At 52.3% G+C, this 14,957-nt stretch carries 10 protein-coding genes; 3 read left to right on the top strand and 7 right to left on the bottom strand.

Features of this window, described 5'->3' with window-relative positions; genetic code table 11:
• The first annotated feature begins 93 nt into the window (after positions 1-93).
• From EAH77_RS00610 to xylR, 3 genes are all read left to right on the top strand, one after another.
• Positions 94-1,635 carry a xylose ABC transporter ATP-binding protein gene (locus EAH77_RS00610; RefSeq protein ID WP_140469874.1) on the top strand — a complete coding sequence of 514 codons (1,542 nt, stop codon included), beginning with the start codon at positions 94-96 and terminating at the stop codon, positions 1,633-1,635.
• Positions 1,628-2,827 (top strand): xylose ABC transporter permease XylH, encoded by a 1,200-nt coding sequence (gene xylH / locus EAH77_RS00605; protein WP_431306738.1) that lies wholly within the window; start codon positions 1,628-1,630, stop codon positions 2,825-2,827. Before EAH77_RS00610 ends, xylH begins: the two co-directional genes overlap by 8 nt.
• A 154-nt stretch (positions 2,828-2,981) precedes the next feature.
• Entirely contained in the window at positions 2,982-4,160 is a 1,179-nt protein-coding gene (gene xylR, locus EAH77_RS00600) for a D-xylose utilization transcriptional activator XylR (protein WP_140469873.1), read from the top strand.
• Between the two features lie 83 nt (positions 4,161-4,243).
• Here the strand turns inward: xylR and EAH77_RS00595 are convergent, their stop codons facing one another.
• From EAH77_RS00595 to EAH77_RS00565, 7 genes are all read right to left on the bottom strand, one after another.
• Positions 4,244-5,665, bottom strand: coding sequence for a DUF7594 domain-containing protein (locus tag EAH77_RS00595; protein ID WP_140469872.1), 1,422 nt, complete (start codon positions 5,663-5,665; stop codon positions 4,244-4,246).
• 346 nt (positions 5,666-6,011) lie between these two features.
• On the bottom strand, positions 6,012-8,336 hold the full coding sequence (gene yicI / locus EAH77_RS00590) for an alpha-xylosidase (RefSeq protein WP_140469871.1): 2,325 nt from the start codon (positions 8,334-8,336) through the stop codon (positions 6,012-6,014).
• A 117-nt stretch (positions 8,337-8,453) separates the two neighbouring features.
• Positions 8,454-9,824, bottom strand: a complete 1,371-nt coding sequence (locus EAH77_RS00585; RefSeq protein ID WP_140469870.1) for a glycoside-pentoside-hexuronide family transporter — start codon at positions 9,822-9,824, stop codon at positions 8,454-8,456.
• A 206-nt stretch (positions 9,825-10,030) separates the two neighbouring features.
• Complete coding sequence (locus tag EAH77_RS00580; protein WP_140469869.1) at positions 10,031-11,104, bottom strand: sugar ABC transporter substrate-binding protein; 1,074 nt, start codon at positions 11,102-11,104, stop codon at positions 10,031-10,033.
• Positions 11,105-11,372: 268 nt separating this feature from the next.
• Complete coding sequence (locus tag EAH77_RS00575; RefSeq protein WP_140469868.1) at positions 11,373-11,993, bottom strand: glutathione S-transferase family protein; 621 nt, start codon at positions 11,991-11,993, stop codon at positions 11,373-11,375.
• Positions 11,994-12,103: 110 nt separating this feature from the next.
• Positions 12,104-13,390, bottom strand: coding sequence for an MFS transporter (locus EAH77_RS00570; RefSeq protein WP_140469867.1), 1,287 nt, complete (start codon positions 13,388-13,390; stop codon positions 12,104-12,106).
• Positions 13,387-14,814: a M20 family metallopeptidase gene (locus tag EAH77_RS00565; RefSeq protein ID WP_140469866.1), complete on the bottom strand. Its 1,428-nt coding sequence runs from the start codon at positions 14,812-14,814 to the stop codon at positions 13,387-13,389. Before EAH77_RS00565 ends, EAH77_RS00570 begins: the two co-directional genes overlap by 4 nt.
• Between the last annotated feature and the right edge of the window lie 143 nt (positions 14,815-14,957).

Raw genomic sequence — 14,957 nt, 5'->3', positions numbered from 1 at the left:
TTTTGCATTTTTTCTGTCATTGAGCGGCCCTGACATTTTCAGAACGAATGAAAGTGTCAGCGTGCTGCGAGGTTAATTATGTCTGGATTATCTATGTCTGGATCACCGGAAAAAACATGCCTGCTGGAGATGCGGAATATCACCAAGCAATTTGGCATGGTAAAGGCAGTTGATAATATCAGTATTCAGCTGGACGCCGGAGAAGTGCTCTCGCTATGTGGCGAAAATGGTTCGGGTAAATCGACCCTGATGAAGGTGCTGTGCGGTATTTATCCTTTCGGGACATTTGAGGGAGAGATTTATTTCTCTGGCGAGAAACTGATGGCGAAAGGGATCCGCGAAACCGAGCAAAAAGGCATTGCGATTATTCATCAGGAACTGGCGCTGGTGAAACAGATGAGCGTGTTGGAAAACATGTTTTTGGGTAATGAGTGGGGGCAGTATGGCCTGCTTGATACCGACCAGATGTTTCTACGCTGTCGCAGAATGCTGGCACAGGTCAAACTGGATATTGACCCTCATACACTGGTCGGCGAACTGGGCCTCGGGCAGCGGCAACTGGTGGAAATCGCCAAAGCACTGAATAAGCAGGTGCGTCTGCTGGTGCTGGATGAACCCACTGCATCGCTGACAGAGAGCGAAACCGGGATCTTACTGGATATCATCCGAGATCTGCGTAATCACGACATCGCGTGCATCTACATCTCCCACAAGCTTAACGAAGTCAGGGCTATTTCAGACAAGCTTTGCGTCATCCGTGATGGCAAACATATCGCCACCCGTGACGCTGCCGGGATAGCCGAACAGGAGATCATCGCCATGATGGTCGGGCGTGAACTGACGGAACTGTTTCCGCCACGACATCATCGTGCAGGCGAAGAGCTGCTGCGGGTCTCCCATCTCTCGGCCTGGCATCCGGTTAACCGCCATATCAAACGGGTGGATGATGTCAGTTTCACGCTGCATGCAGGGGAAGTGCTGGGTGTCGCGGGGTTGGTCGGTGCCGGGCGTTCAGAAACCATGGAGTGCCTTTTTGGCGTCTACCCCGGTCGCTGGCAGGGGGAAGTGTGGCTGGCGGGCAAACGTGCGGAGATTTCAAACTGCCGTGATGCCATGCGTCTGGGGCTTGCGATGGTGCCGGAAGATCGTAAACGCGACGGTATCGTTCCGGTGATGGCGGTAGGCAGCAATATCACGCTGGCAGCACTCGGTGATTTTACCGTAGGTGGTGTAATAAACGATGCACGTGAACAGCAAACCATCAGCCAGTCAGTCACCCAGCTTAAAATCAAAACGTCGTCATCGACGCTCGCCATTGGTCGTCTCAGCGGTGGGAACCAGCAAAAGGCCATTCTTGCCCGTTGTTTACTGCTGAAACCAAAAATTCTGATCCTTGACGAACCGACACGCGGCATTGACGTTGGTGCAAAACATGAAATCTACAAACTCATCAATCAGCTAGCCTCTCAGGGCATGGCGATCATTGTTATTTCTTCTGAGCTGCCAGAAGTGCTGGGGCTGAGCGATCGCGTTCTGGTCATGCATCTCGGGCAACTCAAAGCCTGTCTGAATAATAACAATTTAACCCAGCAGCAGGTTATGGAAGCCGCATTAAGGAGTGAAACACATGTCTAAATTACCCCCAGTCGGTGCTTCGTTAATGACCGCAGAAACGGTGACGAACCCGTCGTTATTTTCATGGCAGAGACTGAAAAATATCAACCTTCAGGTCTATGTCATGCTGGCCGCCATTGCAGTGATCATTGTATTTTTTTCGCTGACTACCGACGGCGCTTATATCAGTGCACGTAACATCTCTAACCTTCTGCGCCAGACGGCCATCACCGGTATTCTGGCCGTGGGTATGGTGTTTGTGATCATTTCGGCAGAAATCGATCTCTCCGTCGGCTCTATGATGGGTTTACTGGGGGGTGTCGCCGCGATTTTTGATGTGTGGTTTGGCTGGCCACTGCCGTTGACCATTGTGGTGACTCTGCTGCTCGGTTTGTTACTGGGTGCATGGAACGGCTGGTGGGTGGCGTACCGCAAGGTGCCCTCGTTCATCGTGACATTGGCGGGGATGCTGGCATTTCGTGGCATTTTAATCGGTATTACCAGCGGCACCACGGTGGCACCCACCACACCTCAGATGTCCCTGATTGGTCAAAGTTATCTGCCGAATGGCCTCGGTTTTGGTATTGGTGCCCTGGCCTTAACCTTGTTTATTGGTTGGCAATGGCGCAGGCGTAAACAGCGCGCTGTACTGGGGCTGCCGCTCACGCAAGTGAAAAGCGATGTTACCCGGCAGGCGCTGACCGCCATTATCGCGATGGGTGCCATCTTGCTGCTCAACGAGTATCGCGGGGTGCCGACGCCGGTGCTAGTGCTGGTAGCCTTGATGCTCGGCGGCATGTTTATGGCGTCGCGGACTTCCTTCGGGCGTCGCATTTATGCTATCGGTGGCAATATCGATGCTGCCCGGTTATCCGGTGTTAACGTTGAGCGCAGCAAGCTGGCCGTGTTTGCGATAAATGGCCTGATGGTTGCGATAGCTGGCTTAATTCTTAGTTCACGTCTGGGGGCTGGGTCGCCTTCCGCCGGGAACATCGCCGAACTGGATGCCATCGCGGCTTGTGTGATCGGGGGGACCAGTCTGGCCGGAGGGGTGGGCAGCGTGGCCGGGGCAGTGATGGGGGCCTTTATTATGGCGTCGCTGGACAATGGCATGAGCATGCTCGATGTCCCTACGTTCTGGCAGTACATCGTCAAAGGGGCCATTTTGCTGCTGGCGGTGTGGATGGATTCTGCGACCAAACGCCGGGCCTGAACCGCTATATGAAGTAAAATATTTGCTAAGCGTCAAAGAACACGGGCTTTTTGCTGCACCCGGCTGCTGAGCTGTGATATTGAGCTGAATCAGGCGGGCCGTAGTAGGAAGAGTATGGCTTATTTTTTGCAGGCATTAGCATTGAGAGACCGGCATGTTTGAAAAGCGTTATCGCATCACATTGTTATTTAATGCCAACAAAGTCTACGACCGGCAGGTGGTTGAAGGAGTCGGTGAATATTTGCAGGCGTCTCAAAGCGACTGGGATATTTTTATCGAAGAGGACTTTCGTTGCCGTATCGACAATATCCGTGACTGGCTTGGCGATGGCGTTATTGCCGACTTCGATGATCGTGAGATTGAGCAGGTACTGAAAGATCTCAAAGTGCCCATCGTCGGTGTCGGCGGTTCGTACCATCGTGAAGAGGATTACCCGCCAGTACATTATATTGCGACCGATAACTATGCGCTGGTGGAAGCGGCTTTCATGCACCTGAAGGAGAAGGGTATCAACCGCTTTGCCTTCTACGGTTTGCCAGATGCAGGGGGGAAGCGCTGGGCGCAGGAGCGTGAGTATGCGTTCCGTCAGTTGGTGTCGTCAGAGCAATATCAGGGAGTGGTCTATCAGGGAATGGAAACCGCGCCGGAGAACTGGCAGCATGCGCAGAATCGTCTGGCTGACTGGGTGCAAACCTTGCCGCAACAGACCGGAATCATTGCCGTAACCGATGCCCGCGCCCGCCATCTTTTACAGGTATGCGAACATTTGGATATTCCGGTGCCAGAGAAGCTCAGCGTGATTGGAATTGATAACGAGGAACTGACCCGCTATTTGTCCCGTGTGGCGCTGTCATCTGTGGTCCAGGGTACGCGTCAAATGGGTTATCGTGCGGCAAAATTACTGCATCAATTACTTGATGAGCGTGAACTGCCGCTTCAGCGCATACTTGTGCCCCCGGTAAAGGTGATGGCGCGACGCTCAACGGATTTCCGCTCATTGCGCGACCCGGCCGTGATTCAGGCCATGCATTACATTCGTTACCACGCCTGTAAAGGGATCAAAGTTGAACAAGTGCTGGATGCCATCGGTATTTCCCGATCTAACCTTGAGAAGCGTTTCAAAGATGAGACCGGGCAAACTATTCATGGGGTGATCCATGAAGAGAAACTGGACCGTGCGAGAAATTTACTGACGGCCACGTCGATTTCCATCAATGAGATTTCTCAAATGTGCGGCTACCCGTCGTTGCAATATTTCTATTCGGTGTTTAAAAAAGGGTATGACATGACGCCGAAAGAGTATCGCGACAAGCATGGTGAAGTGATTTACTAAACTCAAAAAAGTGAAATCCCCCGAAATTTCCGGGGGATTTTTTTAAACATAAGGCCTTAGTCCTCATATTCCAACGTCACTGATTAAGGTTCGGTGACGGTCTGGTAACCAATCAGCATGAGCGTGGGTGTTTTGCCACTTTCTCGTGAATCAACTGTAATGGTACGGCCATTACGTTCGCCCCCAATGTAGTAAGACACTTCGGTTTTACCTGCAGCGATAGCCGCACGCACGGCTTTATCGACATCGACATAACGGAATTGCTGTGCGTTATCCATATATATGCTGCCATCTGCAGAGTAGTTAAATGCCGGTTTATTATTCCAGGTGACGCTGTTCTCGTCCCAGGCGTTATCATTGGTTGGGTAGAAGAAAATAGAAACAGCCGCGCTGTCAGTGGTATTACCGTCATAAACACGGATTTTATACTTGAAGGAGACTCCTGGATAATCAGCGATGTTGGTGGGTTGTGCCGGGATTTTGAACTTCATTAATGCCAGCATTTGTTTATTTTTGTCGCGACCTGCGCCAGTCCAGTCATCCTGAACCATCAATGTTGCAGCAGTGCCAAAGTTTTTATCACTGTCGGCCTGATTACTGACATAGGTATCAGCTTCAGCATCAAAATAGCTATACGGAATATTTGTACCACAATCCATAGAGTAATTTATGCAGCGGTCAGCCATAAATTTCGTTGCGTCGTCTGTCCAGGCATTCATAAAGTCACCGTGTGCGGTATATATACTCCCCCACAGTTCGGTTATTTTCATGTCACTCACTTTGGGGTCCAGTGATAGCTGAATTTTACTGACATCCAGTGATGTAATTTGTGGCAGGACATAGGCGATGTTCATGTTTACTTTTGCCAGTTTAACCGGATGATCAGCTGGGCATTGGTCATTGGTGCTGTAAACGGCGTTATTGGTGCCTTTGGCGGGTAAATTAACGCCGTCCCAGCAATCCGGGAACATTACCCCGATGTTGAATTGTACGGCGTCCCCGGCGGCGCGCAGACCGCAAATCTGGTCGGCAGTATTGGTATAACCATTGCCGTTGGCACAAAGGAAACTTACATGTGGATTGGGGCCTGTCCCTTGGTGATTGCCCGCCAGCAGTTGCAGACCGTGTGGATAAGGCTTGATGGGATAATTCTGTACATTATTGGCCTGATAGTAATTCTTGATATAAGACGGGTGAACGATTTCACCGTTCGGTAATTTCATGGTGGGCACCCAGTAACCGGTACTGTCAGCCGCGTTATCACAGGTAGTGCCTGAATGAAGTAATAAGCTTTCAGCTGTAGAAAACGCGTCCGTCGAACGGTTTCCCACAAAGTCATGCGACATCGCCATGCCGGGCATACCTGGCATCAGAATAGCGTCATCGGGTTTCATATGACTGAAGCTACAATCGACGTTAATTTGCCCATCGGCAGCTAAAGCCGAGAGGGGGGCCAGACTCATTAGCCCTGCAAATATCGCCAGGGAGGATAGGGTATATTTCATTGTTTTATATTCCTTCAGTAATGATAACCATGAGAGGGTGGTAAAACGTCGTTTATTATTCCCCGTAGTTGATGGGGTAAGGTTTTACGGCTGAAGTAAAGCATGTTACCTCAGGTGAAAAGCGACAAAACTTTCCCTTCCATGGTTGTTTATTTATTTTATTCCTCCTAATAAACTTCAATTAATAATAAAAAATGATGGTTTTTTTCGGTGCTGTGAAATATATGATGGTGGTTTATAAATATGATGGCAACGTATTGACGTTGTGTGAGGCAGGAATAAGAAAGGAGTTATTTAAAATGAGAACCCCCCGCATGTAGCTACTGCGAGGGGTTCAGTTACGCTGTTAGAGTGTGACCGACAGCATTGCGCTGTCGTCGTCAGGCCGAATCAGTAAGCCGTGGATATGTGTATTCTGAGAAGCTTTTGTGATCTCTTTGACGTTCACAATATTACGTAAACACAAAGTCCAATGACTTGCCTTGCCTTTCGGCGTGACGGTTATCAGGTCACCCTTGCGCGCCGCTGTCAGGGTAAACACAATATTGCCCTGCAAATCGGTTAAGTGACTTTCTGCCATGCACCCATCGTCCAGTTCAAATAGATGGAATTCAGCCCGTTCGCTGTAGTCGTAATCCGGTTTCTGACTATTGTTGCCCAGCGCCAGTAAAGTATTGGGGCGCACATACAAAGGCAGGCTGTTGAAGGCGTGCTGTTGACGGTGCCAGCGGGAACCCTCAGCCACGCTGTTGTTCAGCAGATGCGTCCAGCGGCCTTGTGGCAGATAGAAGTCGACACTGCCTTGTTCACTGAACACTGGCGCAACCAGCAGATCGTCACCGAGCATATACTGACGATCGAGATAGTCGCACGCAGGGTCTTCTGGGAACTCGAGCATCATGGCGCGCATCACTGGTGTGCCATGGATAGCTGCCTGTACCGAAGCAGGGTACAAATACGGCATCAGGCGGCATTTCAGTTCAGTAAACTGGCGTACGACATCGCAGGCTTCGTCATCATAAACCCAGGGTACACGGTAGGATTTACTGCCGTGCAGGCGGCTGTGGCTGGACAACAGGCCGAAAGCGCACCAGCGTTTATAAATATGCGCCGGGGCGGTATTTTCAAACCCGCCGATATCATGGCTCCAGAACCCAAACCCGGACAGTCCGATGGACAGGCCGCCGCGCAGGCTTTCTGCCATAGACTCATAGGTTGCATAGCAGTCGCCGCCCCAGTGAACCGGGAACTGTTGTGCGCCAACCGAGGCCGAACGGGCAAACAGCACCGCTTCGGATTCGCCGAGTTTTTCCTGCAGAGTTTCATACACCAGCTTGTTGTAAACAAAAGCATAGTGGTTATGCATTTTCTGCGGATCGCAGCCATCGTGCCACACTACATCCGTTGGGATACGTTCACCGAAATCGGTTTTGAAACAGTCAACACCCATATCGATTAAGCGGTTTAGATGTCCGGCGTACCAGGCGCTGGCCTCAGGATGAGTGAAATCGACAATAGCCTGTCCCGGCTGCCATTTATCCCACTGCCACACCCGGCCATCCGGGCGCTTAAGCAGGTAGCCTTTCTCTTTACCCTCTTTAAATAACGGCGATTTCTGCCCGATGTAGGGGTTGATCCACACGCAAATTTTCAGCCCTTTCTCTTTCAGGCGTGTGAGCATGCCCTGTGGGTCCGGGAAGGTTTGCGGGTCCCATTCGAAATCACACCACTGGAAGGCTTTCATCCAGAAGCAGTCAAAATGGAACACATGCAGCGGCAGATTGCGCTCGGCCATGCCGTCGATAAAGCGATTCACCGTTTGTTCGTCGTAATTGGTGGTGAACGAGGTGGTCAACCATAAACCGAAGGACCAGGCTGGTGGCAGTGCTGGTCGGCCAGTCAACCGGGTGTAACGGTCGAGCACTTTTTTAGGTGTCGGGCCATCAATAACGAAATATTCCAGATATTCGCTTTCGACGCTGAACTGCACTTTCGACACTTTTTCAGAGCCAACTTCAAACGAAACGGCTTCCGGGTGGTTAACCAGTACGCCATAACCCCGGTTGGTGAGGTAAAAAGGAATGTTTTTATAGGATTGCTCGGTGCTGGTCCCGCCATCGCGGTTCCAGGTTTCCACCGTCTGGCCATTTTTCACCAGCGCGGTAAAGCGCTCGCCAAGGCCATAGACGGTTTCACCCACGCCCAAGTCCAGGCGCTCCATCATGTAGTTTTTGCCATCGTGCATGCTTTGTACGTAGCCGTTGGATTTCGCTACACTACCGGTAATTCGCTGTCCGTGACGCAGGAAATCCAGTGACCAGTTCGGGCCTTTGGTGACGCGGACGCTGAGGTCTCCGCTATGCAGGGCGGCAAATTCGGCGGTATCCTCAATGCTCACCTCGTGTTGTGACTCGCAAATCAGCGGATAGTCAGGACCCAGATCCAGCCCGCCGTCAAAGTGGGTGATACGTACTCCAATCACGCCACTTTGCGGCGAGAAAAAACGCAGGGTAAATAATGGGGTGTCAAGTTGGTTTGCGCGCTCACTGGCTTCGCGTGGGGCGGCATAAACCGTCATCTCTCTGCCTGACGTCTGCACTTCTGAAACATACAGCGGGTGCGTGAGGGTCAGACCTTCCTGTATTAACCAGTTACCGTCACTGATTTTCATTGCTCTCTCCTTTTACCCTTCATCTTTCGGGCGGACTCTGCGTTGGCTGGATTTGCTCACTGACCAACCTGTTCCGGGCCGAAAGATTTGGGGGAATTTTGTTAATTAATCAATAAATTACTTCATGAAATCTTGCTGATTACGGCGGATGCCTTGCGCGACTTCATCGAGGATCCGGCGCAGCAGCGGAGTGCGCAAAATATAGAAGCGTTTGCAGATAATGGCGCTAAGCAAGTAGCAGGCCGCAGGTACCAGAGTAAACAGGGCAATAATGCTGGTCATGGTGGCGGGGTTTTGCGTGGCGGCACCAGACTGATAACCCGCACCCGCCAGTACCCAGCCAATTAATGCGCCAGCCAGCGCCAGGCCCAGTTTCAGTACAAACAGGGTGCCTGCGAAGCTGATGCCGGTCAGGCGTTTGCCATCATTCCATTCGCCGTAATCGACGGTGTCGGACATCATCACCCACTGGATTGGCGTCACCAACTGGTGGAACACGCCAATCACAAAGATAAAGATAAACATGGTGATACTGGCACTGACAGGCAGGAAGAACATCAATGCGCTGAGCACCGCCAGAATGGCGTTGGTCCACCAGAAGACGCTAACTTTACACTTCCAGTCGGTCAGCGGTTTCGCCAGCGCGCTGCCAAAGAGATTGCCGACGGAGTACGCCGTCAGGAACCAGACGAACAGCATCGGATTGCCGAGTATATAGGTGACGTAGTACATCATTGCGCCCCCGCGAACGGCCACAGCAACAATGTTGAGAATGGTCAGCAGGCCGACGATGCGCCATTGATCGTTATGCCAGATATCACGCAGATCTTCGCGCATGGTGCCGGTGGGTTTCCCTTCGCCGGTGACGCGCTCTTTGGTGGTGGCGAAGCAGATTGCCAGCATCACCGCCGCCACCACTGACAGCACGGCAATACCGCCCTGGAAGCCGAAGGCTTTGTCTTCACCACCGATAAATTTCACCAGCGGCATCATCAGCACAGTACTTAACATGCCGCCGGCGGTCGCCAGAACAAAGCGGTAGGACTGCAGGGAAATACGCTGAGTAGGATTCGCGGTGATCACGCCGCCAAGGGCGCAATATGGAATGTTGACCACGGTATACATTAGCGTTAGCAGGGTATAGGTGATGGCGGCATAAATCATTTTGCCGGTCATGCTCAGGTCCGGGCAGGAGTAAGCAAAGACGCAAACAATACCGAAAGGAATGGCCCCGAACAGGACATAGGGGCGGAATTTTCCCCACCGGGTGCGGGTGCGGTCAGCCAGCAGGCCCATACAGGGGTCTGAGATGGCATCCAGTGCGCGGGCCAACAGGAACATAGTGCCGACATATCCGGCAGGAATACCGAAAATATCAGTATAAAAGAACATCATGTACAACATGACGTTATCGAAAATGATATGACTGGCTGCATCGCCAAGTCCGTATCCAATTTTTTCCTTAACCGACAGGATCTCTGTGCTCATGAACTCAATGTCCGTATTTATAAGATGAGCTTAAGGTTTTAACGGTTGATGAGGTCAGGAGCTATTGAGATTTTTAGTTCTGAAATTACGTTTCTTTATTTCTGTGATCAAGCAGGGGATCAGGCAGGGTCTTAAGGGGGATTTTTTTACAAACCCGCCCCTTTCAATTTACAGAAAGGGGCGGGTGTTAAAGCGAGACGTATCGCTTATTTCTTGTATTTTGCTTCCAGCGTAGCGAACCATGGGGCGGTGAAATCTTCAGATTTGCCCCAGCCTGGGATGATTTTACTCAAGCCACTCACGTTGATACCGCTGGTCTGGCTTTGCAGCAAGGACTGTGGGATCGCTTGTGCCGGGAATTCATAAGTGGCGGGTGTTTTCTCACCGGCGATTTTCAGCGCTACGATGCGCAAATTCACAGCACCGATCAATTGAGTGTCCACGGCGGCGGTGATTTTCCACGGGCTGCCTGCCTCGCGCATCATCTGCAAGTCCTGGTTGGACGCATCAATGCTGTAGAGCTTGATTTCAGTACGGCCATTTTCCTGCAACGCCTTATATGCGCCCTGACTGAAGGCATCCCACGCGCCCCAGATGGCGTCGATTTTACCTTTTGGATATTTGGCTAAAATGGCACCGACTTTGTTGGCGGTATCGCCCTGAACGTCAGAAGAGACCGCACCGATAGACTCCAACTGATGAATGCCTGGGTTCTGCTTGAGAATTTCCTCATAGGTTTTTTGGCGACGTTCCATCGGTGGGAAGCCGGCCACCCATAATTTAACGATGTTGGCTTTGCCGTTGAAATCTTTAACCAATTGGCCCACGGAGGTGTGAGTCAGAGACGCATCATCCTGGCGGGTCACCGTGACACCAGGGGTGTTATCCGGTACTTCGGTATCAAACACGGAGACGGCAATGCCCGCCGCAGTAATGCGTTTAACCAGTTCAACCGAGTATGGGCCACGGCCCTGCGACAGAATAATACCGTCATACTTCTGGCTAATGGCCTGATTCACGAAGTCCTGGAACTTGGCGTCGTCGCCGTTACTCAGGAAGGTATCGACTTTAAAGCCCAGTTTGCGGCCTTCTTTAATGGCACCGGCAAGAAATTGGGTGGTGTTATCGTCGGAACCCAGGTTGCGGATCACCGCAACGCGCACCGGGCCTGCATGTTGTGCAATGACCGCAGGAACCACGGCGAGCGTGGCCTCAGCAGCGAAAGTGGGTGCGGCGGCAAACAGGCTCAGAACCAGTAAAGAGGCGGATATTTTTTTCATTAACTACTCCGGCAGGGCAGCGAACACGATTTCGCAAGGTGGTTTACGGGAGCTCAACATGAGCCACCCAATATGAGGATGTGCAGAAGTCTGTCTGTCCAGACGTCCATCTGTCGAAGCAGTCTACCCAGTTGTTAATAAATAGGGAATGATCTGTGGTTAGTATATTTCGTACTCGCGTTATTCCTGTTTGGAATAGACCGGCTGACGAGGAGAGTTTTGAGGAGGAAGGGGGCCGGAACAGTAAATGTCCGGCCCAAAATAAGGATTAACTCAGTGGGATCATTACCCGCTTACGGTAGGCCGGACGCTGGGTCAGTTGCTGGTACCAACGCTCCAGGTTCGGTTGCGACTGACGTTGGATATCCAGCTCAAACCAGGCGTAAGCGAAACAGCCCATTGGAATATCCCCCAGGCCAAATTTATCACCTGACAACCATGTCTGCTTGGCCAGTACGGCGTCCACTACCGTCCACAGTTTTTCAAACGTCGCCATTCCGCTGGCGACGGCAGCCATATCGCGCTGATCTTCCGGTGTGCGTACCAAATTCACAAATACCTGACGGAAAGGCGTGGGAAGTGAACTGCTTACCCAATCAAGCCATTTGTCTGCCGCCGCGCGCTGCTGAGTATTACTGCCCCAAAACGCCGGATTGCCCGAACGTTCTGCCAGATAGCGCAAAATGGCATTCGATTCCCACAAAATAAAGTCTTCATCTTGCAGACAAGGCACCAGCCCGTTTGGATTAAGTGACAAGTAAAGCGGCTCGTTGACTTTGCCATAGGCACCGCCCGCATTAATCAGCTGGTACATTTCACCGAGTTCATCCAGCAGCCATAGCACCTTTTTCACATTGGTCGAGTTCTCACGACCCCACACCGTCAGCATGTTTACGACTCCCTGAATGAGTTGACTTATAAAGACAATTTTTAAAAAGCTCGCTGAGACTATAGGCGCGAAAAAGGCATTATGCATCCCTGTTTTTACCGCTGTGCGCTTTATCGCTGTAACTTCTGCGCCCGTAATAAAGCCCATACACTGAGCAGGGCAACTGCCATTAAATAGTAACCGGGCGCCAGGCTGCTGCCGGTCATCGAGATAAGCAGGGTGCAGATGAAGGGGGCAAAACCACCGAAAACGGTGACGGCTACGTTGTAACTGATCGCCATCCCACTGGCGCGAGTGCCGACTGGGAATAGGTCTGCCATCATCGAGGGCACGGTTGAGAAATAGACGGATTTTAACAGGGCCAGCCAGCCAATCAGCAGAATCAGCGACAGTGCAGAGGTGTATTGCAACATCAACCAGAACGCCGGATAGATGGTGATTAACAGCAGGATCAGTGACCCCCACATTAGAGGTAAACGCCCGATTTTTTCTGCCCACAGCCCCATCAACGGTGTCACCACGGTAAGAATGATCCCGGCAACCAGTGTGGCGCTAAAACCGACCGAAGGCGGCAGATGCAGTGTTTTGGTGGCGTAAGTGGGGACGTAGTTGAGCATATAATTGATGGCAGTGGAGACCACCATCAGCCCGACGGCAATGAAGAACAGGGATTTCTGCGCCCGAACGATCTGCTTTAACGGTGAATGGTTTTTCTCTGCTTTCTGGAAACTTTCCGATTCATGAATATGACGGCGAATGTACAAACCCACCGGCCCGATCAGCAGGCCGAAAACAAACGGAATGCGCCATCCCCAGTCCTGTAATTGAGTTTCGGTTAATACGTGTGCCAATCCCAAACCAAACGCTGAGGCCATCAGCGTGCTGGCCCCCTGAGTGGCAAACTGCCAACTGGCGATAAAGGCTTTGCGTTCTGGGAAATGCTCAACCAGAAAAGCGGTGGAACTACCAAATTCACCGCCTGCGGAGAATCCCTGAATCAGACGTGCAAGTAGAATCAGCAGGGGGGCTGCGACGCCAAGGGTCGCGTAAGAGGGCGTGAGGACGATGATCAACCCACCTAACATCATCAGGCTTATCGACATCAGCAACGAGGCTTTGCGGCCATGCCGGTCGGCATAGGCGCCTAAGACAATCGCGCCCAGCGGTCTGATAAGGAAAGAGACGCCAAAGCTGCCGAAGGCCAGCAATAAGGACACCGTGGGGTCAGCGGCGGGAAAGTAGGCGTGGGCAATGTAGCTGGCAAAGAAGCCATAAATGGCGATATCAAACCATTCCAGCGCATTGCCGATACAGGTAGCAAACAGCGTTTTTACCAGGCTAGGTTTGCCGGGGGATGCGGTACTGAGCGCCGGGATGTGAGCGGAGGAAGAGTTCATCGCGCACCTCCGAGAGTGGCGTGTTGCCGGTGTTGTTGTAGCAGTGAGGTGCCCTGTTCGCCCAGGTCCCACAACAGTCGGGTCATGATCTCCAGCCCTTCGCGCGCGACCGAGCGCAGCATATGTTCATTCACGCCATGCTGGCCGCATGCCGGATAAGAATGGGGTACCCACAGGGTCGGCAGTCCGAGGATGTCGGAGAACACATCATTAGGCAGCGAGCCGCCAAGATTGGGTAACAGGGCCGGTTTTTTACCGCAGCTGTGTTGCATCACACCGAGCGCCCAACCGACCAGCGGGTCAGTCGGGTCGAAACGGGTGGCGGGCGAGCCGCGCATAAATTCGACCTCGACCTGAGAAAACCCCCGAGCATCGAGATGCGCCCGTACATGCTGCGCCAGGTTTTCCCAATCGGTGCCGACCACAAAACGTAGCTGACACACGGCGGTTGCCAGGCCTGGGATCGCATTCATCGGTCGCTGCGGGTTGCCGGTCAGGAACGAGAGCACCTCCAGTTGGTTCCAGGCATACAGGCGTTCAGTGGGGGTCAGTCCGGGTTCGCCCCAGAGGGGATCAATGGGTGGGTCTGTTTCACCGCCGCCCACGTCGATATCACTGAGGATCTGGCGAATCTGTGGGCTGACAGCGGGAGGCTTCAGGGCATCGATCAGTAACTGACCGTGCTGATTAACCAGACAAGCCAGTGCATTGGCCAGTTGGGTGCCGGGGTTGGTCAACAAACCGCCCCAATTGCCGGAGTGGTAGGCGTTGTCACGGGCATTAATGCTCAGGCGAAAATTGACCGCCCCGCGTGAGCCAAGAAACAGTGTGGGACGGGCGGCGCTCAAACGCGGGCCATCCGAGGCGATCAACAGATCTGCGCTGAGTGCCTCGGCGTGATCGCGGCATAAATCAGCCAGGCCTGGGGAACTGATCTCCTCGCCCATCTCAAACAATACTTTGCAGTTGAATCCTAAACGCCCGCCACGGGCCAGAAAAATCTGTTCCAGCGCGGCGATATTGATACTGTGTTGGCCTTTATTATCGGCAGTACCGCGGCCATACCAGCGGTCATTTTCCTCCACCAGTTGCCAGGGTGTTAGCCCCTCGCGCCAATGTTCATCGTCGCCAAATACCACGTCACCATGGCCGTAAGTGAGCAGAGTGGGGAGGGCGGGGTCTTCAATCCGGCTGGCTATCAGAAACGGACGGTGGGCGGCGCGAGGATTATCTACGCTGAGCAGTGAGAAGCCCATGGCAGATAGCGCCGGTTTTATTTCGTCGTCAAAATAGCGTACCAGCACGGCGTCACGCGTGCTGCTTTGGCTTTCGGTGGCCAGTGCCACGCGGCGAGCCAGTGTCGCTTTAAATTCACCCCTGTCGAACCAGGCCAGAGCCTGCGCTGCTGCTTTATCCGCTGTCATTGAGTTGTCCGTTGTGTTGGTTGTTTTTTTATCGATTTTGTTACCAATGTTATCTAAACGAATACGCAGCGTTGCCACAATAATAATAATTGCAACCAGGCTTTGCTTTTTATGCAATGCTGGTTTGCACGTTTATGAGGCAG

Source organism: Ewingella americana (assembly GCF_006438725.1).
Taxonomy (GTDB): Bacteria; Pseudomonadota; Gammaproteobacteria; order Enterobacterales; family Enterobacteriaceae; genus Ewingella; species Ewingella americana_A.
The sequence above is the reverse complement of the archived record's forward strand: the minus strand, read 5'-3'. Positions and strand labels throughout refer to the sequence as shown.